Origin of the sequence: Pedobacter sp. P26 (assembly GCF_050632135.1) — a bacterium.
GTDB lineage: Bacteria > Bacteroidota > Bacteroidia > Sphingobacteriales > Sphingobacteriaceae > Pedobacter.
In genome coordinates, this window is the sequence record NZ_CP192574.1 from 1,450,243 (window position 1) to 1,472,090 (window position 21,848).

Here is a 21,848-nt window from a genome sequence, read left to right on the forward strand (position 1 = left end):
AGGGCTAAAGGTTTAAGGCATAGAGACACTGAGCCCTATACCTTAAACCTTTTTACCTTAAACCTTTCTAGATATTCTTTTTCTTTAGTTCTTTTACAGCATAATCTGCAGCGCGCGCAGTTAATGCCATAAATGTTAATGAAGGGTTTTGGCAAGCAATTGATGGCATGCACGATCCGTCAGTTACAAAAACATTGTTTACTTCGTGCATCTGGTTCCATTTATTCAGCACAGAAGTTTTTGGATCATTGCCCATTCTAGCGGTACCCATTTCGTGGATTGCCATACCTGGATAACAGCCTGCATCGTATGTTTTAATGTTTTTGATACCTGCTTTTTCCAACATTTCAGCAGCATCGTTCATCATATCCACACGCATTTTTTTCTCATTTTCTTTGTATTCGCAATCAATTGCCAATACGGGCTGCCCCCACTTATCTTTTTTGGTTTTATCAATGTAAACCTTGTTTTCATAGTAAGGTAACATTTCTCCGAAACCGCCTAATCCCATAGTCCATTTTCCTGGAGTGGTCATTTTTTGTTTCAGGTCAGCACCAAATGATAACTCTGCAACATCATTTTGCCAGTTGTTTCTGCTTGCGCCGCCTGGTAACCGAATCCACGTAAGTAATCGCGTTTATCGTTACCGATGTTTTGATACCTTGGTACATAAATTCCATTTGCACGGCGGCCATAGGTGTATTTATCGTCAAAGCCTTCAGCCTCTCCGGATGCGCCGCAACGAAAATGGTGATCCATTAAATTATGACCCAATTGACCACTACCGTTACCTAATCCGTTTGGATGTGCTTCTGATGTTGAATTTAGCAGAATGAATGTAGAAGCTAATGTAGAACCGTTTACAAAAACAATTTTCGCATAAAACTCCATCGTTTTGTTGGTTTGTGCGTCAATAACCATTACACCTTTGGCTTTCTTGGTATCTTTATCATAAATAATATGATTTACGATAGAATATGGCCTTAATGTTAAACGTTTGGTTGCCATTGCTGCAGGAAGGGTAGAAGACTGCGTACTGAAATAAGCACCAAATGGACAACCACGGCTACACAGGTTCCTGTATTGACAATTACCACGACCTTTATGTGGAACAGTAAGATTGGCAACACGGCCAATCATGATGATACGTTCTCTTTTATAATGTTCTTCAACACGGGCTTTTACTGATTTTTCTACAATGTTTAAATCCATCGGAGGTAAAAAATCACCATCCGGACAAGTAGGCCAGTTTTCTTTAGAACCACTGATGCCGGCAAAACGCTCTGCATAATCGTACCATGGCGAAAGTTCTGCATAACGAACCGGCCAATCGCTTCCATGACCATCTTTTGCATTATCTTCAAAATTATGGTCGCTTAAACGGTAGCTCTGACGGCCCCACATTAACGATTTACCTCCCACGTGGAAACCGCGGTACCAATCGAAACGTTTGTCTTCAGTATATGGACATTCTAAATCGTTTACCCACCATTTTTCATTTGCTTCCTGGTAGGGGTAATCTCTTTTTTGTACCGGGTGGGTACGTTTTTGCTCTTCGGTAAGTTTACCTGCATGTTTAAAATCCCAGGGATTTTTCATTGCATTTTCGTACCCGGTAATGTGCTCAATGTTCATCCCTCTTTCGAGCATCAGTACACGTAAGCCCTTTTCGGTAAGTTCTTTTGCAGCCCAGCCGCCACTAATCCCCGATCCTATAACAATAGCATCGTAAGTATTTTCTGCTTTTAAATTGGTATTTAAATTCATGATGTTTTGTAGTTGTGATTAGAAGTTAGGTTGCCCAGGATCTTTGGCCTGGCTTTAATGGCGCATTGCCATCATATCGGCCCGGAATAAGGACATATTCCCTTGCTTTGGTGCAACCAATTTCTGAAGAATAGTAACCGAGTAAGGTCAAATCTCTTGCCGTGATAAAAAAGTAAACTAAATCTTTGTTCTCTTCTGATTGGCCATCTTTTTGTGCAAGTGCGATTGCCCTCAAATCGATCATTAACTTTTTGCGGTCGGCCGGTGTTAAAGTGATATAGCTTTTCCCGAAATCTTTCATTGATTTTGCCTGAAGATCTTTAAATCCTTGTGCAAAGGAGGTTTGCATGGTTGCAGGGTAACAATCTTTCATCATCATCGGAATAAACTTACCTAAACCTGCGGCCTTGGCACCTGCAGAGGATTTGGTCGTCGGGACAATAATGTCAGCAAATTCTGCAAAGATCTTTTCGTCTTCAAGCGAATAGCTTACGAAGTTTTTTTCATTTTCGGGGAGCGTAAAACTTTCAAATAACACGCCCATTGTACTTGCCGAGATTGCTCCTCCCAGCAAAAATGCAACGTTTTTGAGTGCTTCTCTTCTGTGCATCGTCTTTATGATTTTATATTTTGGTTATTTATGTGTTGAATTAGTAATATTAGAAAAAATATAACGTAAACAATTAATTTTTTAAGTTAAATTATCAGTTTGCAATATCATTGTTACCTTATAGAATAATTCTAAATAATAGTTATTTTACTGCCTGATTGCTATTTAAACCCTGTTTTTATCTCAAATTTACTTGGTGTAAAAAGTACATTTAGTACGGGCTGACATATTATTTACTAATATATCCAAAAACATAGCCTTTTTAAGGCTAAAATCAGACTAAAGCAGATTTTTTCTGATGTAATTATAACTTTCTGTAATACTCTCGTAAGGTTCCTTTTTAATGATGTCCTGTTCTGTAAAAATATAATCTACACCAGCTAATTTTGATGCGGCGAAAATGCTTTTGAAATCGATCCTGCCGGAGCCTACTTCTACGAAAACGGCTTTATCTGCTTTGTCCATATCCTTAACATGAAACATTTTATAACGGCCTGGATTTTTCTTGAACATATCAACCGGGTTCAAACCTGCATTTACCGCCCAAAAGATATCGAGTTCAAAACCTACCATATTGGCGTCGGTTTCAGTAAGCAAGGTTTCATAACCTGTAACCCCATTTCCCTGATCTTTAAATTCGAAGTTATGGTTATGGTAAGCCAATTTTAAGCCTGATTTTTGGCAAAGTTCGGCTGCCTGGTTAAATTTGGCAGCCATGCGTTTATAATCATCTAATGTTCCATTGGCCCTGATATCAGTCGGTAAAGCAGGGATAACAAAATATTTCTGGTTAACAGTAGCTGCGGTTTCGATGTGCGATTTTAACACTTTATCATCGCCAGAGGATAAAAACTCCGTGACGTTGTAATGTCCGCTGGGAGAGGAGAGACCGTTGGCTTTTAATAATGCATTGAAATTTTTGGCTTCCAGTCCCCAGAATCCTTTCACTTCATATTTCCCCGGATAGCCGTAATAGGTTTCAACTTTTTTATAGCCGATTTTAGCTACCCGTTCAATAGTGGCCTTTACATCTGCCGTTAATTGTTCGCGTAGGGTGAAAAGACCAATTCCGATTTTTGAAACCTTCGCCGATTGTGCTAAAGCTGTTGTAATAATGGATGGACTTAAAAAAGCTGCTGCCCCGGCAACGCTTACTTTTTGTAAAAATGATCTTCTTGTTGTCATGATGTTTTAGAATAAAAAAACCGGAGCGTGAACTCCGGTTTTATTTGTTTAGAATGAATAAGCTAATGATCCCCAGAAGGTACGTTGTAGTAAAGTTCTGCCAATCATTAATGTGCCAGGTGTTACGGTTGAGAAATCTCTGAACTGATCTCCACGAACATCGCCCTCTGTCAACACTTTTGCATTTAACAAGTTGTCTGCCCAAAATCTTATTGAAATCTTTTTAGTAAAATTATATCCTGCTCCGGCTTTCATTACCACATAGGATGGAAGCTCGTAACTTCCGCTAGGTGAGGTAAAACGGCTGCCAACATAATTGGCTGCTACATACAGGTTAAAGTTTTTGTAATCGTAGTTGGCACCTAGCTCTGTATTCAATACAGGTACCCTTTCGGTTCTTTTGCCGGTAAAACTATATACACGGTATCCAAATTCGGCTGCTACAGCGGCGTTTCCACTTGTATTTGCTTCATAATCGGTGTATTTAGAATCTTGCAGTGTTCCGGTTAAGCGTAAGCTTAGCGGTTTAAATATTTTGTAGGAAACTTCATACTCGGCACTCCAGGTACGTGTAGAGCCAAAGGCCACCAGTGCTTGTGTTCCAGCTGCTGTCGTAGGCACATTAATCGTTAACGAAACATTTTTAATGGCAGAATAACTTCCTGATGCAAAAATTGCCAGGTTGTTTTTTGCATATTTAAAACCTACTTCGCCTAAATAAACCGGGCGTTTTTTAATGTTTGCACCATTATATCCTGAAGCATTATAATCGCCTATATTTGGTGCGTTATAAGCTTTTGTAGCCCGTGCAAACATACTTGCAGTAGTGCTTATCTTATAATTTGCGCCTATTGATGCTGCCCAGTTGGTTAAGGTTTCATCATAGCTGGTATAACCCAGTATGGTTGGAGTGGCTGGCGCTGCAATATTTACAGTGCCATTCGAATTAAGTGCATAATAAGGTCTGTCTCCCTTAACATTCTGGTTATCAATTCTCGCTCCGATATCTAAACGCCATTTTTCGGATATTTTAATCTCATCACCAGCATAAGCTGATAATGTCCTGGTATCGCCAATAAAGGTGTTTTTGGTTTGAATTGTTCTTTCTGTTGCTGTTGGCGACTGTAAGATGATACTTGGGTGCTCCTTAAATTCTGTAAAAGATCTAAATGCATAGCGTAAATCGTCGCGATTGTATTGATGAATACCTGCGCCGATATTTAAACTATGATTTTTAAAAGTCTTTTTCAGATCCAGGTAATCAATAATTTGAACATCGCTGTTAATCTGTCCCTGTGCGTTTGATGTAATTACATAATCTCCGGTTACAAACGGTGCAACGGCACCTCCAGGGTAATAATAGGGTGTAGCCGCTGTTCTCGCTGTAATTCCTGCCGGAACGGTATAGGTTGAGTTTGTATGCGTATTTTGATAACGGAAATTGTTCACTATCTGCCAGCCGCTATCGGTTAGGTAATTGAACTGGAAACCTGCTGAACCCAATTTGGTATGGATACCATCTGTTAGACTAAAATTATGGTTTCCGGTTGAAGGATCGTTATAACTCCATTCGGTTTGAACCGGTAAGATTGATTGTGAAGCCATATTATAATCCCGGTAAGTGGTTGGTTTCCCGGTACCATCGTAAGGGTAATAACTCGTTAGTAAGAACTGGACTTTGTCATTAAGGTATTTACCATACACCCTGAAAAAGCCTTTATTGTTTTTGAAATTAAAAGTCATGTTGCCTTTAATCTGTCCACCCTGGTTGGCCGGGTTAAAGCCCTGTTCTACCACGCCGTTATCGGTACGGTAAAAACCACCAATGTTATATTTAATCTGATCGTTTATTTTTCCACCGGTATTCCCATCAAAACGGTATAAGCCTTGTGAAAAACCTGTGGTGAATTTAAACTGGCCATATTGTTTATCGGCGCCCGCGTAACTGATGTTGTTTACTACAGCACCTGGCGTATTGGCTTGAATAATCGAGGCATTTCCCCCTCTAATTGCTTCGATATTCTGTATGGTTAAGTCTGTTTTATAGTATTGATCTACTGATGGGTTGGTATTGAAACCTGTTGGTAAAAGCGGTAAACCATCTTCTTGTATGCCTAAGAAAATATAACCACCCTGTTGTGGAAAGCCCCTTACCCAAACGTTGCCCGGACCATCGCCACCCGTACTTTCTACGGTCAGGCCTGGTATAGCTTTTAATAAATCGGTACTGTTTAAGGGTGCCCTGTTGGTGATATCTTTATTACTCACCGAGGTTAAGGCCACACTGCTTTCTAATTTTTTCTTTGGATTACCACCGGTTACCATCACACTTTCTAACTGTAGGTTATCTTCTGATAGACTGATGTTCAGGTTTTCGTCGGAATTGCCTGGTGATAGGCTGACTTCTTTAGATATGAAGCCTACATATCTCACCACGAGTACGCGGCTATCAACCGTTAAGCCTTTTAAAGCAAAAGCCCCATTTTCGTCGGTTGTGGTTCCGATTGATTTCCCTTTTACGGTAACCGAAACTCCTGGAATGGCATTGCCCTTGCTATCGGTTACTTTTCCGGTTACAATGCCTTCGAAAGTTTTTAAGAGTTCGAGATTGTTATTGGCGGGGATAGAATAGAGCAAAATCTGATCTTTAACTATCCTATATCCCACGTCATAACGTTTTAGCGAATTCTCAAGAAAGTATTTAAGCTTTTGGTTAACTACATTAATAGAAACTTTACGGCCGGAGTTTATTAATTGCGGACTGTAAACAAATTTAACATTGGCTAATTGTTCTGTTTTTTCTATAATGGTTTTAATATCTGTTTGATCAGCTTTGATCGAAATTGATTTGTTGAGAAAGTCTTGGGCGTCGACATTTTTGGCAAAAGCACCACAAGTAAAAATTATTATTGCAAGTATTTGGTAAATCGAAATTCTCATTGCATATATCGCCAGCGAAATAAGTTGATTTTTTTTCATAAATTTGGTTATTGTTCATTAAATGATTGGATTTATTGGACATGGAAATACCATGAATACATTTCTAATGTATTTAACTCGCCGGCAATGCCCCACATTGTCGGCTTTGTTTTTTAGAAAAATATTATGGAAAATGGAGCCGCGCTATGGGCTGTTAGTGCTGTGGTTTTTCTTCATCATATTTTATTTGGTTAGTTTTTGGAAACCACAATGCTGGTTCCCTGGATGTAATATTTGCTTGAGATGGTTCCGCAGATCAGGTCGAGCTGCTCATATAGCCCTTTTTTGCTTAAATCACCGGTAAAAGTATAGGTCGAAATCTGCTCATTATCTAATTTTATCTCTATCCCGTAAGCTTCAGATAAGGTTTTGAAAATTTCTTTAATGCTTTCTTCTTTAAAATTATAGCTCAGGCTTGTGGGTAGATTATAAGCTTCGGCCAATGGAATAGGCTTGGTCACCAATGTTTTATTTAATTTGTGGTCAGCAAAAATGCCCTTTTGGTTGGGTGTTAGCAGAATTGGTTTAGCCAGTTTTTCTTTATCGAAAGTGAAGAGTGAGCTTTTCTGATTTTCGGATATCTGAACTTTTCCAGTTCTTACTTCAACCTGAGCCTGAAGTTTATCCGTTGATGATTTTACCCAGAAACTGGTACCTAAAACACGCACAACCAATTTTTGATTGTACACATAAAACGGGCGCTTAGGATTTTTACTTACCGAGAAAAATGCACTTCCTTTTAAGTAAACCGTTCTTTTGTTAGCCGCAAAAACCTTCGGGTAAATAATATTCGCCTGTGGTTTAAGTATTACTGTGCTTTCATCACTGAGTGATATCAACAGGCTGCTATCACTCTCATTCGTTTTGCTGATTAAGGTCAAGCCTTTATTTTCATCAATAAAAGATTGTTCAGCATGGTTGTAATTGCTTAAATATAAACCGGCAATAAAAAATGCAATAATAATAGATGCTGCAATAGCGAATTTTGGCCAACGTCTTCTAACTTTAAGCGCTGGTGTAGATTTGCTTTCAACGTTATTGATGTTAAGCCAGGTATTCACCTGCATTTCTTCGAGCGCAGTTGATGATAAATCTTTAAAATTCTGGTTATTTAAGTTATGATACCATTTATCTACCCATAGCTTTTCAGCTTCAGTACAATTTCCGTTTTCATAACGGCTTAGTAAATCGTAAAATGATTTCTGGTTCATAAAAAGAATATTTGGCCTTATACTATACAAGTAACACAACTGGAGCCAAACCCTAAAGCAGTGTGTCATAATAATAGAAATAAATTCTAAACAACTGATAGTCAGTTACAAAAAGATATAAAAATTTTTAATGTATTCTTTTATCCTCTTAATAGATTGGGTGATATGGTATTCTACAGCCTTTTCGGAGATGTTTAGACCGGTGGAAATATCTTTGGTAGATTGGTGTTGATAACGGCTCAGTCTGAAGATTTCCTGTGTTTTTTCGGGTAACGAGTTAATGCCTTCTTCGATAATGGAAGAGAGATCATGAAGGTCGACCAGGTTTGCGGTATCATGATGGTTTTCTGAATAGGTTAGGGTTTGGTACTCCATGTACTTATTCTGCATCACCAGGCTCCTGATGTGGTTGATTACGCTTAACTTTAAGGCACCAAACAAATAAGCCTGGAGATTGTTGATCTGTGCTTCCTGCCGTTTTTCCCAAAGAGAGATGAAGATATTCTGTACCAGTTCTTCAGCGATTATTTTATCGCCTGTTTTTTTGTAGGCTGCCAATAATAGCTCGTTACTATAGGTAAAATATATTTTTTCGTAAGCCTTCTTATCGCCAAGCTTTAGGCGATTCAGTAAATCTTCAGATTTTTCAGGCTCTGGATGAGTCATTTTTATTTGGTTATTCGATAAGCGTGTAGTAAATGTATAAAATAATGTTGAAAGTTTCAGTTGGCAGTTAACAGCTTTCAGTTAGCAATTTGCAGTTAACAATTTAGTAATCCAACGGTTAAAAAATCTGGTCTGCAATTAATCAGTTTATACAATTACCCCCTTCTTATCTATAAATATTTTATTGCCTTTTATCTCATTTTTTTACCTTTGCTCATTCTCAAAAAAAATATGCAAGAAAAAATTGTTGTTTTGGGCTCTAACGGGCAAATTGGTACCGAATTGGTCACCATGTTACGTAAAATATATGGTGATGATCATGTTGTTGCATGCGATATACGCAGGCCGGATTATGATATCAAAAACTCTGCACCATTTGAATTTGTGAATGTGCTTGATAAAGAAATGATCAATGGCATTTTCCATAAATACAGACCGACACAGGTTTACCTCTTAGCCGCTTTATTATCAGCTACAGGTGAGCAAAATCCAAAGCTGGCCTGGGATTTAAATATGAACGGTTTATTGAATGTTTTAGATTTAGCTTTAGAATATAAGACAGCAAAAGTGTACTGGCCAAGTTCTATCGCTGTATTTGGACCGAATTCGCCAAAAGATAATACTTCACAATTTTGTGTAATGGATCCGAATACTGTTTATGGGATCAGTAAACTGGCAGGAGAGCGCTGGTGCGAATATTATAACCAAAAATACGGATTGGATGTACGTAGTATCCGTTATCCGGGATTAATCAGCTGGAAAGCTGCTCCGGGTGGTGGCACAACCGATTATGCAATCCACATTTTTCACGATGCGTTGAAAAAAGGCAGTTACCAGAGTTTCTTAAATGCGGAAACAGAATTGCCAATGATGTATATGGATGATGCCATCCGAGGAACAATTGAACTGATGGATGCTCCTGCAGATCAGATTTCAGTGCGTAGTAGCTATAATTTTGCTGGTGTAAGTTTCACGCCAGAGGTTTTAGCCGCCGAAATCAGAAAACATATTCCGGATTTTACACTAACTTACAGCGCTAATGATCCCCGTCAGCAAATTGCAAACAGCTGGCCACGTTCTATTGATGATAACTATGCAGCAAAAGACTGGGGATGGAAACCAGAGTTCGATTTATCGAAACTGACAACTGATATGTTAAATAATTTAAAGAAATAATATAAAGGTAGAGGATTGGAAGGTTGAAGGCCTAAGGTCTCATATCTCAAATCTCATATCTCAATACTAACAATAATGGGAAGAGCATTCGAATTTAGAAAAGAGAGAAAATTTAAGCGTTGGGCCAAAATGGCGGTTCAGTTTACGCGTATTGGTAAAGATATCGTAATGGCGGTAAAGGAATCCGGACCTCATCCGGAAACCAACTCGCGTTTACGTACAGCTATGCAAAATGCAAAAGCAGTAAACATGCCAAAGGATAGGGTAGAGGCGGCAATTAAACGTGCATCTGATAAATCGATGGCCAATTACGAGGAAATTGTATACGAAGGTTATGCGCCACATGGTGTAGCCGTTTTAATTGAAACAGCTACTGATAATACCAACCGTACCGTAGCAAATGTTCGTAGTTATTTTAACAAAACTGATGGTTCTTTGGGTAAAACCGGATCTTTAGATTTCGTTTTTAACCGCAAATCAATTTTCCGTTTTGTACCTGCTGAAGGTTTAGACCTGGAGGAATTAGAGTTCGAATTAATTGATGCTGGTTTAGAGGAACTTTATGTTGAGGCTGATGAAGAAGGAAATGATATTGCGGTAGCACAAGGTGCATTCGAAAACTTTGGTTCTTTACAAAAAGCTTTAGAAGAGAAAGGCATTGAGTTAAAAAGTTCAAAATTAGAGCGTATTGCTTTATCTCACCATGAGGTAACAGAAGAGCAGGCAGCTGATGTTTTGAAATTGATCGATAAGTTGGAGGAAGATGATGATGTGCAGGCGGTTTACCACAATATGGCGGAGTAATATCAATTAGAATATTTTACAAGAGCCTGAAGATTTTTTCTTCAGGCTTTTTTTGTAATTTTTGTTTTTTTGAAGAGCAAAACCTGTGCATTTATGGTACAGCAGTCCCGCCATCAATTCAAGTCCTCGGCCTCGTACCTCAACCTCCGGGCTTTCCATTTTGTCGGGTCTAGGTTACTTAGGTTAACTCGGGTAAATTAAACCTGACAGGAGCGGGCACGAAGCTCCGATTTTTCAATCGGAGTGAGTAAAGCGGATGGCAGGACTGTTGGAACCTATAAGATATCGAACCCTGCTTTTCTAATTCTTTTACCTCTGATCGTCACCCTGAATTTATTTCAGGTCTTGAAAAGATAGATACTGAAACGAGTTCAGTATGACTAACCGTTTTGCTATCTCTTATGAGAAAACAACCAGCTAAACAACTCTGGTTCGGCAAAGGCACTATCCCAGCTATTGTGGTTTGCGTTAGGGTAAAGGGTAAATTTCACTTCGTCGCCAACCGTTTTTAAACGTTCGGCAATGGCAATCGAAAATGCAGGATCCACAATATCATCTTTTGCACCATGAAAAATCCAAAGTGGTATCTTTTGATATTTTTTAATGTTGTTGGTGTTGTCTCCACCGCAGATGGCAATGGCTGCGGCAAACTTACGGTGTTCTCTTCTAAGCAGTTCATAAGTGCCCATTGCACCCATTGATAAACCACCAACATAAACCTGATTTTTATCTACATAAGGTTTTTTAAGGAAATTTTTAACCATTCCCTGCAGCGCATGCATTATTTTGGTGGGTTTGCCACCTTCTACAAAACTGATTTTTCTTTTGCCTTTGGCATCTTGTTCAAAATTGGCATTGGCCCAAAAATCGTTCTGCGGACACTGAGGGAAAACTACAATGGCAGGGAAGTTCTTGCGGACATCATTTTTTAAAAACAATTTACCACCGTGTACCAGTTGACTGGCATTATCGTTACCTCTTTCTCCGCTTCCGTGCAAAAAGAAAACGATAGGATATTTTTGGTCGGGATTAAAATTCTCCGGGAAAAGTATCCTATAGTAGATAGAATCCTTTCCTTTTATATAGCTTCCCCTATCGTATTTTTTAAAATCCTGAGCATTTAAAAAGAGTACAGAAAAAAGAATGCAGATGGTAAAAAAATCTTTTTCATCCGTTTTATATTATTTTTAAAGGTGATGAAGCTTTCATGACTTGTTATTTCAAGGTGTGTTTTGGTAAATCATGATGGTTTCATTCGACAAAAATAGAAAACCCTGGCTACTTTACAATAGCTCAGGGTTTATAACCAAACCTAATTGTCTTTATTTCAAGGTGAAAGATGCTTCTTTTACATCGCGTGAATTTGTACCAATAAATACTTTGAAATCGCCGGGTTCAGCAACGAATTTCAGATCAGAATTGTAAAATTTAAGGTCATTCTCCGTAATATTAAAAGTAACGGTTTTACTTTCTCCGGCTTTTAAATTAATCTTTTGAAAACCTTTTAATTCTTTAACCGGGCGGGTAATACTTCCAATAAGATCTTGAATATATAATTGAACAACTTCTTTGCCCTCATATTTGCCTGTATTGTTTACAATAACAGATGCCGTGATCGATTTTCCTTTGCTTAATGTATTGGCGCTTAGTTTAACATCACTATAATTAAATGAGGTATAGCTTAAACCAAAACCGAATGGATATAAGGGGTCATTGCTTACATCTAAATAGTTGGAACGAAATTTTTCGAACCATTTACCCTCAGCCAACGGGCGGCCGGTATTTTTATGAGCATAATACAAAGGCACCTGACCCACATTCTGAGGAAAAGTTGCACTCAGTTTACCCGATGGATTAACATCGCCAAAAAGTACATCGGCAATTGCATTTCCTGCTTCACTACCCGGGAACCATACATTTAAAATGGCTGGAATATTTTGCTGTTCCCAATTTAATGCCAATGGACGGCCTGTAAACAGCACCAATACTACTGGTTTACCTGTTTTAGCCAGAGCTTTTAAAAGGTTTTTCTGTGTTTCAGGAATCTGGATATCGGTTACACTACTACTTTCGCCTGTAAATTCAGAACCTTCGCCAATAGTAGCCACAATCACATCTGATTTTTTCGCTACTTCTAAAGCTTCTTTAATCATTTCAGCTTCGGTACGTGGATCACGTTTGTATGTAGGGTTGTGGATGTTTACATAACGCTGCTCCATAGCAGAATCTGCCAGGAAATTGGCACCGCGAGCGGTTAATATTTTTGCATCATTACCCAGGGCATTTTTTAAACCTTGTAGTACTGTTACTGACTTGTCAAAAAGCGCAGCAACACTCCATGTACCGTACATATTTGCGGTATTATCTGCTAATGGACCGATCAAACCAATAGTTCCTGATTTTTTTAATGGAAGCAGGTTATTGTTATTTTTCAACAGCACAAAACTTTCTGCTGCAACTTCGCGTGCCACCTGGCGGTTAGCCGGACTAAAAACTTCTTTTTCTGCTCTTTCTGCATTGCAAAATTTATAAGGATCGGTAAATAAACCGAGTTTGTATTTTGCTTGAAGTACTAATCTACAGGCCCTATCGATCTGAGCGATACCTACTTTTTTCTCAGCTAAGGATTTTTTTAAAGTACCTAAAAAGCCTTCACCCACCATATCCATATCAACCCCTGCATTTAAAGCCAGGGCAGAAACAGTTTGCAAATCACCCATGCCGTGCGCAATCATTTCAGGGATACCTGTATAATCGGTTACCACAAAGCCTTTAAAACCCCATTGGTTACGCAAAACATCCGTCATCAACCATTTGCTTCCTGTAGCTGGAATGCCATCAACTTCGTTAAAAGAAGCCATAATGCTGGCTGCTCCGGCATCAACAGCAGCTTTGTATGGCGGGAAATATTCGTTGTACATGCGTACTTTACTCATATCGGTGGTATTGTAATCTCTACCGGCTTCTGCTGCGCCATATAAGGCATAGTGTTTTACACAGGCTAAAATCTCATTATTGGCCTGAAGTTTTCCCTGATAACCTTTTACCATTGCTGCAGCAATTTGTGAGCCTAAATAAGCATCTTCTCCACTTCCTTCAGAAATACGGCCCCATCGTGGATCTCTCGAAATGTCAACCATAGGAGAGAAAGTCCAGTTGATGCCACTTGCACTGGCTTCTATCGCCGCTATGCGGGCAGATTTTTGCACAGTTGCCATATCCCAGATACAGCTAACGCCTAAAGGGATTGGGAAAACGGTATTGTATCCATGGATAACATCCATTCCGAAAAGCAATGGAATTTTCATACGGCTGTTTTCCACCGCGATTTTTTGGACCGCTTTAATCTTATCTACACCTTTGATGTTGAATAAACCACCAACTTGTCCGGCTTTAATTTTTTTAGAAATGTCACTGCTGTTGGCCTGTCCCGTGGTAATATCTCCGGAACTTGGTAAATTCAGCTGGCCAATTTTTTCATCAACTGTCATTTTCGCCATCAGGTTGCTGATGAAGGTGTTCATCTTTGCCTCTTCTGCAGAAACAGGTTTTTTGGTCTGTGCCGATCCGTTCAGTACAAACAGGGTTAAAAAAACAACCAGGATATTCGCTCTCTTCATTATATATGTGTTTTATTCTTTTTATTAACTGGCGCTTGTTTCCAACGAGTGCCTAAACGGCTTTACGATTTTATTTTGTTTAAACATTAATCACTTAAAGCAATTCTTTATTTCCACACTCGTTACAAACGAGCATGAGCATTTATTTTAATCAACTTTCTTTACCTCGGTTTTTACCGATACGCCATTCTCGTTTATTGCTTCGATAGAAAAAAATAAGCTTTCTGGCTGTCCATTGCTTTGAACCAGTACTCATTAAAATCATGGATCATAATGCAGTTATACAGTTTATCAGGCGCAGTACCGTAATAAAGGTTATAGGCAAAGGCATTATCAACAGGCTCCCATTTAATGTAGGCACTGCGTTTGTCTTTTTCTGTCCTTAAAACGATCAGATTTTTCACTTTTGTCGGTTTCTCACCATTTCCATTCCCAAAAACACGTAAACCACTAATGGCAAATTTTCCAGTAGGCATGTGGATGTTTACCATTTTAACAAACCTGGTTTTTACCGGTTTCCGGAGTTCTATATAATCATGCGGAACGTCTGTTTTGTTCTGGCTTTTATCAACCAAGACGCTCCACTTTTTTCCATCCGTTGAGGAAAGGATTTTATATTGGTGGTAAATTCCGTTCTGTTTTCCTAAGAATTCGGCATCCTGATCAGCATAGTTGATCTGTATGGCGTTAACGGTTGCTAGACTACCCAAATCAGTCTGGATCCATTCGCCATTATTGGCTGTTTTGGCACTCCAATAGGTTTTAATACTTTCGTCAACCGCATTATTGGCATTAAAGCTTCCCAGGGTAGAAGAAACGGTTACCGGTTTTTATAATTAATGAGCATCCAGCCTGGCCCTGCAGGTCCGCCTTCTTTTCTTTCAGCCGGTAAATAAAGTGGGTAATCGCCGAAGGCAGTATTGGTCCACATCACATCATCTTTATCAAAACCGGTTGGCCAGATCCCCATTCGGCGTTCCCAGGTATTTTTTACGCAGATAATGCTGGTAGAAATGTGCCAGTAATTTTTGTTATTGTCCTGAAAGGTTGCACCGTGACCAGCACCGCGGGAAAATCCTCCGCCTTTATAGCTCAAAGGATCGGATTGTGGTGTTGTTGGTGTATCGTAAAACAGCGGTTTGGTGCCTACAACCACTCCATCCGAATAGCCGCTAAATTCGGTTCCGGGTGCGCCATATTGGAAATAATATTTACCATTATGTTTGGTCATCCAGGCACCTTCGGCAAAGGGATCGAGAAAGGTATTGTCCATATACTCGCCGAAACGTTGCCAGCCATAGCGCCAGCTTTCGAGCAAATACATTGGTGTACGGGTACCTTTTGGTTTAAAAGTTTTGCGGTCGAGCTCTACACCATACATCGGATAATTATTACTGCTGCCGTTATACATGTAAAATTTACCATCATCGTCGGTAAAGAATGACGGATCCCAACCGCCTATTTCTAAAGAATCGACCAGAGGAAACCATTTATTGCCTTTAGGATCGGTACTTCCCCACAGGGTGAAATTTTTAGTATAAGTGCTGCCGAAAACCACCATGGTATCGCCAACAATACCCACACCAGGTGCACAGAGTTCATCTTTGGTTTTATTCCATGGGCGAAGAAATTTTCTTTCATGGAATTTCCAGTTCAGCATATCGGTACTGTGCCAGTAACCCCATTGGTTGGTGCTGAACAGGTAAAAATCACCTTTATAATTTACTATTACCGGATCGGCTGTGGCACGGTGTTTACCCCATTCAGTAAAAGATTCGAAAGGCGTATAACCATAATCTACATTGATGGGGTTGCAATAGGTTTTCTGCTGTGCAGAAGCCGTGAACTTACCGCAAAGTAGGGGTATTATTAAAAATATTTTGAATAAATGTTTAGCCATTATTCGTTGGGAATTAATTAAAAATGTTTATTCTGGCGCAGCTCGAACATCCTATCGACATGCCGCTAACGCTTAGTCCGGTAACGTGAGATTGGTGCTCCCAATAAACCCACATATCATGTGCGCCACCAGTTGAGGTTAATTTTACGGTATAACTGTCGCCATTTTCTGGTATCTGTCCGATTACTGTTCCGTTTGGAGAATTGGGTTGGATAAAGAAAACATAGGCACCACCACTGGTATTATTTTCTAACCTTACGTACACACCATCACTGGTTGAGTTGGTGGCCGTTACATTTACAGTAGCAAATTTTGCTTTTACAGTTTTATGTTTAGCATTGGATATGGAAGTAAAACTTGAGTTTAGGATTACACATCCTATCATTGCTGTTAATATTAAAATTACTTTTTTCATGGTTCTGTAGATTTAATTTAAAATATATGATGGCTAAACATTTATACGCAACACTATACTATGGTTGAAACTGAAAATCCAGTTTCTTCAAACCATTTTGAACATCTTTATTTCCCATAAATAACTTCCAAAGCAGTCCTGATCTATAGTTTTCGATCATTACTACCATTGGACCCTGATCAATGCCCAGATATCTTTTCGGATACCAGTTATCCGTTTCAGAGAAAGCATCATAAAAACCGTATTTCCCCCAAACCTTATCGCCCAAATCCTCGTAAAGGTGTCTGATTACCTTCATCGATTCTTTTGGGGTATATGGGATAGAAGAAATGGCTGCTGTGGGCGAGATAACGCCATAATCTTCCTGAAGGCTATGGGCAGCATAACCTTTAACTGAGTAACTGGCAGTTAAACCCCAGTTATTTTTGCCATAACCTTTAAATTTCTTGGGGTTGGCTACACAGTAATCGTATATAGCCAGTGTCTGGTTTACATTGTTTTGCCAATAATCGGCATAGCGGTCTTTTAATCCCTTAGGATTTAAACCTAAATATGAATAATGTGCCCAAAATAATGGACCCACAGAATTTTTTGCACCTTGATAATCTAATGGAATATGATGTCCATAAAGATCGAAATCTGCTTTAATTGCTCCTCCTCTTGCCCAGCCTTCGTGATAGACTTTGGCGGGTATGGTATGAGTAGGGGAGGAAGCTGCCATAACATACATGATTAAACATTCGTTATAGCCTTTTACCGGGAAGTTCATTTCCCAGTTATACTCTGGCGACCAATGCCAATACAATACGTTTTGTCCGTTGCGGAACCAATTAAAATCGATTTCCTTCCAAAGGTCATCGGCCTTTTTTGCTAATGCTTTTTCGGGTTCAGAACCATTTTTATAATACTCGTTAATGCAGATTAAAGCCTGCGCAACAAATGAAGTCTCCACTAAATCACCTCCATTATCTTTTTGTCCGAATGGACGTACTTTTCCTGTTTCGCCGTTTATCCAATGCGACCACGCGCCATGAAATCGATCGGCTTTGGATAGGAAGTCCAATATTTTATTTAAGCGGTCTAATCCTTCTTTTTTGGTTACGTAATTCCTATCAATTCCGCTTAAAATGGCCATTAAACCAAAACCTGTTGCACCTGTAGCTACTGTGTTTTTATCATTTTCAGGATAAACGTTATCTACATGGAAACGCTCTCTGCCTGCACCAGAAATTGGCTCGGCACCATCCCAAAAATATTGGAAGGTTTGTTTTTGAACGAGATCCAATAATTCGATATCGGAAAGATTCTTTTTGATATTTAGATCTGGATTGTAGGCACTTTTTTTTAGCTGTGCACATGATGATAGCGTAAAAAGAGTAAATGATAATAAGAGGAAGTTTCGGAATATAAATTTCATTGCTGATGTATAATGTTAAAGATTGGGGCCACTAAAACCAAGATTTTTCATGCCCGCTTTAACTTCAGGTGCCGACATAAATAAGTTCCAGATTAATTTGGTTCTATAATTTTCGATCATCACCACAATCGGTCCCTGATCTATCGCCAGGGTAGAGGAAGCAAACCATTGATCTTTTAGGGAGAAAGCATCGTAAAAACCATAGTCTCCCCAGGTTTTATTGCCAAGTTTGTAATAAAAATATTTTAGCGCCTGCATCGATTTTGTTGGCGTATAAGGAAAAGACGATAAAGCTGCAGTTGGGGCAATTACCCCCACATCATTGCCTGGTGCACTTGCAGCATATCCGTTAGGGATATCACTCGCCGTTAAACCCCAGCAATTTTCGCCATAACCATAGTTACCGAGCGGATTAGCTTTACAATAGTTATAATTAATCTGCGTATGTGCCCTGGTTTGTATTTCATAATTGGCATAAGCATCACTTAAACCTGTTGGATTGATGCCCAGGAAAGAATAATGCGAAAAAATAATGGTCCACCATTCGCTATACCCAAAGGAAGTTGGACGCCGTAATAGGTGTTCCCGTTTTTCATTGCTCCATTTTGAGCCCAGCCGCCATCATATACACTTTTAGGGATCGAAGAGGTAGGAGAGGCTGCGGCCATCACATAAGTGATCAAACACTCATTCCAGCCTTTAACGGGCAGGTTCATGTCCCAATTGTAATTAGGGCTCCAGTGCCAGTAAAGAGTACTACTGTTATCTTTTCTGTACCAGTTCCATTCGACCCCATTATAAATGGTATTAATATCGGCCCTTAACGTAGCTTCTGCTGCATCAGTACCGTTGAAGTATTGGCGGGCTGTAATTAGACCTGCCATTAGAAATGAAGTCTCTACAAGGTCACCACCATTATCTTTGGTGCTGAAGGGAATTACTTTTCCTGTATTTCCATCCAACCAATGTGGATAGGCACCATGAAAGCGGTCGGCAGTTTTTAAAAAGGATATCATCTTTTGGATCCTCGCCAATCCATCGGCCCTGCTGATGAAATTCCTGCTGATACCGGTAACCAAGGCCATGATCCCAAAACCCGATCCACCTGAAGTTACAGTATTACCCGATGTATTTCTTTCCCTGGCTAGGCCACTGATTGGATGTGCAAAATCCCAGAAATATTTAAAGGTTTGCTTTTGAACTAAAGTTAAAAGGTCATCGTCGCTGATGCGGGCAAATTTATCTGCATCATCTACAGCAGTGATCAGGTTTACAGCAACTGCCGATTGAAGTTTGCCACCGGTTTTTGATGATAAATTGTTATTAACGCTTAAAATATATTTAGTAATGGGCTGTAATGCCGTAGTAGTAATTACAACCGTATTATCGTTGTTCTCTAATTTGGAAGTGAATGCGGCCGGAGTTCCGGAGGCATCGGTAAGTGTGACATTGCCACTTATAGAAGTAGAATTAATAGGTGATGAGAATGTTATTTTGATAATTGGGCTATTGTTTACACCATAATAGGTAAAACCGCTGTAAGCATCGTTTACCTTTAAATCGCTAAAAGCAAAAGATGTTGGTGTAACAGGTGGATCAACCGGAGTAGGCGTATCACCTTTTTTGCAGGCTGTTGCAAAAAGAAAAAGAACTAAAAAATATGGGAAGATTTTTATCATTACAACATGGTTAAAAAGGGTTGCCATTACTGACAACCCTTTATTATTAATTGCCTTTCTCAGCGTTGGAAAACTATTATTTTCCTCTACCTTCTAAAATAGAAAGTGCGCTTACTTCTGCATCAGTTAAGGCTTTATCAAAAAGTCTAACTTCATCAATCTGTCCGGTTAAAAAGCTGGCCCAATCCTGTTTGGTATTTCCGGTAGTCTGACTTGGGGTAGTTTGGAATTGAACGGTACCAAAAACAAATTTTCCTGTATTGGTAAAGGCAAGCGGACCAGTTGCAGTTGAAGCAATTGCAGCAACCCTAGAACCATTGATATAAACCTTAACCATTGAGCTGGTCTGATCATAAGAAACCGCTAAGTTTACCCATTTTCCGAATAGGTTTTGAACACCATTTACCTGATATTCTTTATCTGAGCCACCCTGATTAAGGTGTATTCTTAATTTACCATCAGTTGCTGTACTTCCATTTTCGATAAAGATTTCAATATTACCCCAAAATTGAGTGGTATTGGCTAAGGTAAATAATCCGATAATGCCGGTGCTTGGCGCTGGGCTATTAAACCATTCACTTACTGTAAAACTTTTTAAAGCAGCAACCTTGTTTGATGGTGTTGCTAATACATAACTGTTTAAAGCACCCTGTAAGGATTGCTTTTTAATGCCCGTTCCAAATGTGGTACCCGTATTTACACCGGCAGTATTAGAAGCACTGTCAATCAAGCCTCCATCAAATGCAAAGTAGGAAACAAGATTACCTGATGCAATTTGTTTTGCGCTGGTATAGCCACCAATATTTAATGCTGGTGCATAACTTGATGGATCAAATTTTTTCTGGCAGGAGGATAACCCTAAAGTTACAGTTGCCATTAATAAAAAATATTTTGTTTTCATTTCTTTCTATAAAAATTAGCAATTAATAACCAGGATTTTGTGTGATTGTACCTGCGCTTTTTTCAATCTCCTGAGAAGGAATTGGCCAAACCTCGTTTTTACCGGTTTTCCAGCCTTTAGGACCAAAAACTGTAGCAGCACGTCCTTGACGGATCACATCAAAATAACGATCAGATTCCATAGCCAATTCAACAAATCTTTCTTTCCAGATTGCTTGGCGTAAAGTCTCTTTGTCTGTTGTAGTTACATCGGGTACAACACCTGCTACACCACCTCTTGCACGCGCACGGACACGGTTTAACGAAGTTAGTGCTAAAGTTGTATTTCCCTGTTCGTTTGCTGCTTCAGCATTCATTAATAAAACCTCTGCAAAACGCATTACTCTTACGTTTTGATCAGCCCCCTGATTAAAACCAGTAACAATTTTATTAAATGGTACATAGGCTTTTTGATTATACATCGGATTATCTGCTGTATTGGAAATAGCATCACCTTCCGGAGTAGTTTCTCCCCTGTAAAGGATGGTTGCATCACGACGTACATCGCCAGCTTCGTAAGCCGATTCTAATGCAGCAGTTGGTACATTAAAGCCCCAGCCTGTATCCGGGGTGTTTCCTCTGGCACCCTGTACCTGGCTATATTGTGAGTTAGATGCATCTTTGTTGTTCAACAAAAGTTCGCATTGGATTTCGAAAATAGATTCAATATTGTTCTCATGATTTAAACGAAAACTCTGTTCGAAATTAGGGTATAAATCATATCCTAAAGTCATAACGGTATTGGTAAGTGATAATACTTGATCCCATTTTTTAAGATACATTGCCACTTTAGCATGAAGTGCTAAAGCTGCGCCTTTAGTTGCCCTGCCTAAATCAGCAGATGGATAAGATTGAGGCAATACTGCAGCTGCTTCGTCTAAATCTTTTTCAATTGCTGCATATACCTGTGCTTTAGGTGTTCTTGGAATGTTAAACTCAGATGGATCTTTAGGTACATTTAAGCGTAAAGGAATATCGCCAAATGCACGTACTAATCTGAAATAAGAATAGGCACGAACAAATTTTGCTTCTGCCAGATATCTGGCTTTAAGACTGGCATCCATATTTATTCCCGGAACATTATCCAATACCTGGTTGCATAAATTGATATTCTGATACTGGCCTTCCCAAAAACCATTTAATTGGATTGTGGTAGAAGAAGCAGTAAACTGATCATATTCATTCATATAACTAGAATCGTTCGGGCTACTGCCTTTTTCCGCTTCATCACTTCCAATACTTTCGATTGCAAGGGCTGGAAACGCAGTGTTGGCCCAGTTTCTCAGGTTACCATAAATAGAATTTACTGCAGAGGTTGCATCATCGGCCGTTTTCCAAAAGGTTACTGCAGGTTGTTTTGCCTGTGGATCTACATCTAAAAAACTTTTTTTACATGCAGACATTACTAAAAGAGAGGAGCAGATGGTTAGCATCCCGATCTTTTGTATATAAGTATTTTTGTAATTCATTTTCGTTGTGA

General features: G+C 39.3%; 15 protein-coding genes and 2 pseudogenes. 2 read left to right on the forward strand and 15 right to left on the reverse strand.

What is annotated here, in order from left to right; translation table 11 throughout:
• Positions 1 to 67: 67 nt before the first annotated feature.
• From ACQ86H_RS06815 to ACQ86H_RS06840, 6 genes and pseudogenes are all read right to left on the reverse strand, one after another.
• A pseudogene (locus tag ACQ86H_RS06815) lies at positions 68 to 1,767 on the reverse strand (GMC oxidoreductase).
• 25 nt (positions 1,768 to 1,792) lie between these two features.
• Positions 1,793 to 2,377: a gluconate 2-dehydrogenase subunit 3 family protein gene (locus tag ACQ86H_RS06820; protein WP_138818122.1), complete on the reverse strand. Its 585-nt coding sequence runs from the start codon at positions 2,375 to 2,377 to the stop codon at positions 1,793 to 1,795.
• 279 nt (positions 2,378 to 2,656) lie between these two features.
• Entirely contained in the window at positions 2,657 to 3,562 is a 906-nt protein-coding gene (locus ACQ86H_RS06825; RefSeq protein WP_431294252.1) for a TIM barrel protein, read from the reverse strand.
• A 48-nt stretch (positions 3,563 to 3,610) separates the two neighbouring features.
• Positions 3,611 to 6,541 (reverse strand): TonB-dependent receptor domain-containing protein, encoded by a 2,931-nt coding sequence (locus ACQ86H_RS06830; RefSeq protein ID WP_431294253.1) that lies wholly within the window; start codon positions 6,539 to 6,541, stop codon positions 3,611 to 3,613.
• A gap of 191 nt (positions 6,542 to 6,732) precedes the next feature.
• Positions 6,733 to 7,752, reverse strand: coding sequence for a FecR family protein (locus ACQ86H_RS06835; RefSeq protein ID WP_431294254.1), 1,020 nt, complete (start codon positions 7,750 to 7,752; stop codon positions 6,733 to 6,735).
• 105 nt (positions 7,753 to 7,857) lie between these two features.
• Entirely contained in the window at positions 7,858 to 8,418 is a 561-nt protein-coding gene (locus ACQ86H_RS06840) for a sigma-70 family RNA polymerase sigma factor (protein ID WP_431294255.1), read from the reverse strand.
• 231 nt (positions 8,419 to 8,649) lie between these two features.
• On the opposite strand from ACQ86H_RS06840, the gene ACQ86H_RS06845 reads away from it, so the two are divergent.
• Together ACQ86H_RS06845 and ACQ86H_RS06850 are read left to right on the forward strand one after the other, a co-directional pair.
• On the forward strand, positions 8,650 to 9,594 hold the full coding sequence (locus ACQ86H_RS06845; RefSeq protein WP_431294256.1) for an NAD-dependent epimerase/dehydratase family protein: 945 nt from the start codon (positions 8,650 to 8,652) through the stop codon (positions 9,592 to 9,594).
• 75 nt (positions 9,595 to 9,669) lie between these two features.
• On the forward strand, positions 9,670 to 10,398 hold the full coding sequence (locus tag ACQ86H_RS06850; protein ID WP_025145740.1) for a YebC/PmpR family DNA-binding transcriptional regulator: 729 nt from the start codon (positions 9,670 to 9,672) through the stop codon (positions 10,396 to 10,398).
• Between the two features lie 392 nt (positions 10,399 to 10,790).
• Here ACQ86H_RS06850 and ACQ86H_RS06855 read toward each other — a convergent pair whose 3' ends face one another.
• From ACQ86H_RS06855 to ACQ86H_RS06895, 9 genes and pseudogenes are all read right to left on the reverse strand, one after another.
• A complete protein-coding gene (locus tag ACQ86H_RS06855; protein ID WP_431295351.1) occupies positions 10,791 to 11,549 on the reverse strand; it encodes a prolyl oligopeptidase family serine peptidase in 759 nt (252 codons plus the stop codon).
• Between the two features lie 171 nt (positions 11,550 to 11,720).
• Complete coding sequence (gene bglX / locus ACQ86H_RS06860; RefSeq protein WP_431294257.1) at positions 11,721 to 14,018, reverse strand: beta-glucosidase BglX; 2,298 nt, start codon at positions 14,016 to 14,018, stop codon at positions 11,721 to 11,723.
• A 194-nt stretch (positions 14,019 to 14,212) separates the two neighbouring features.
• Entirely contained in the window at positions 14,213 to 14,824 is a 612-nt protein-coding gene (locus ACQ86H_RS06865) for a discoidin domain-containing protein (protein WP_431295352.1), read from the reverse strand.
• Between the two features lie 14 nt (positions 14,825 to 14,838).
• Positions 14,839 to 15,918: a family 43 glycosylhydrolase gene (locus tag ACQ86H_RS06870; protein ID WP_431294258.1), complete on the reverse strand. Its 1,080-nt coding sequence runs from the start codon at positions 15,916 to 15,918 to the stop codon at positions 14,839 to 14,841.
• A gap of 13 nt (positions 15,919 to 15,931) precedes the next feature.
• The gene (locus ACQ86H_RS06875) at positions 15,932 to 16,333 is read right to left on the reverse strand and encodes a hypothetical protein (RefSeq protein ID WP_138818114.1); all 402 of its coding nucleotides are present in this window, start codon (positions 16,331 to 16,333) and stop codon (positions 15,932 to 15,934) included.
• A gap of 58 nt (positions 16,334 to 16,391) precedes the next feature.
• Positions 16,392 to 17,750 (reverse strand): glucoamylase family protein, encoded by a 1,359-nt coding sequence (locus ACQ86H_RS06880; RefSeq protein ID WP_431294259.1) that lies wholly within the window; start codon positions 17,748 to 17,750, stop codon positions 16,392 to 16,394.
• Positions 17,751 to 17,765: 15 nt separating this feature from the next.
• Positions 17,766 to 19,456: pseudogene (locus tag ACQ86H_RS06885) on the reverse strand (glucoamylase family protein).
• 49 nt (positions 19,457 to 19,505) lie between these two features.
• Positions 19,506 to 20,330 carry a LamG domain-containing protein gene (locus tag ACQ86H_RS06890; RefSeq protein WP_431294260.1) on the reverse strand — a complete coding sequence of 275 codons (825 nt, stop codon included), beginning with the start codon at positions 20,328 to 20,330 and terminating at the stop codon, positions 19,506 to 19,508.
• A gap of 22 nt (positions 20,331 to 20,352) precedes the next feature.
• Positions 20,353 to 21,837 (reverse strand): RagB/SusD family nutrient uptake outer membrane protein, encoded by a 1,485-nt coding sequence (locus tag ACQ86H_RS06895; RefSeq protein ID WP_431294261.1) that lies wholly within the window; start codon positions 21,835 to 21,837, stop codon positions 20,353 to 20,355.
• Positions 21,838 to 21,848 lie beyond the last annotated feature (11 nt).

Coding starts and splice junctions, on each gene's coding strand:
- ACQ86H_RS06820 (WP_138818122.1), bottom strand. CDS start 2,377: ATGCACAGAAGAGAAGCACTCAAAAACGTTGCATTTTTGCTGGGAGGA.
- ACQ86H_RS06825 (WP_431294252.1), bottom strand. CDS start 3,562: ATGACAACAAGAAGATCATTTTTACAAAAAGTAAGCGTTGCCGGGGCA.
- ACQ86H_RS06830 (WP_431294253.1), bottom strand. CDS start 6,541: ATGAAAAAAAATCAACTTATTTCGCTGGCGATATATGCAATGAGAATT.
- ACQ86H_RS06835 (WP_431294254.1), bottom strand. CDS start 7,752: ATGAACCAGAAATCATTTTACGATTTACTAAGCCGTTATGAAAACGGA.
- ACQ86H_RS06840 (WP_431294255.1), bottom strand. CDS start 8,418: ATGACTCATCCAGAGCCTGAAAAATCTGAAGATTTACTGAATCGCCTA.
- ACQ86H_RS06845 (WP_431294256.1), top strand. CDS start 8,650: ATGCAAGAAAAAATTGTTGTTTTGGGCTCTAACGGGCAAATTGGTACC.
- ACQ86H_RS06850 (WP_025145740.1), top strand. CDS start 9,670: ATGGGAAGAGCATTCGAATTTAGAAAAGAGAGAAAATTTAAGCGTTGG.
- bglX (WP_431294257.1), bottom strand. CDS start 14,018: ATGAAGAGAGCGAATATCCTGGTTGTTTTTTTAACCCTGTTTGTACTG.
- ACQ86H_RS06870 (WP_431294258.1), bottom strand. CDS start 15,918: ATGGCTAAACATTTATTCAAAATATTTTTAATAATACCCCTACTTTGC.
- ACQ86H_RS06875 (WP_138818114.1), bottom strand. CDS start 16,333: ATGAAAAAAGTAATTTTAATATTAACAGCAATGATAGGATGTGTAATC.
- ACQ86H_RS06880 (WP_431294259.1), bottom strand. CDS start 17,750: ATGAAATTTATATTCCGAAACTTCCTCTTATTATCATTTACTCTTTTT.
- ACQ86H_RS06890 (WP_431294260.1), bottom strand. CDS start 20,330: ATGAAAACAAAATATTTTTTATTAATGGCAACTGTAACTTTAGGGTTA.
- ACQ86H_RS06895 (WP_431294261.1), bottom strand. CDS start 21,837: ATGAATTACAAAAATACTTATATACAAAAGATCGGGATGCTAACCATC.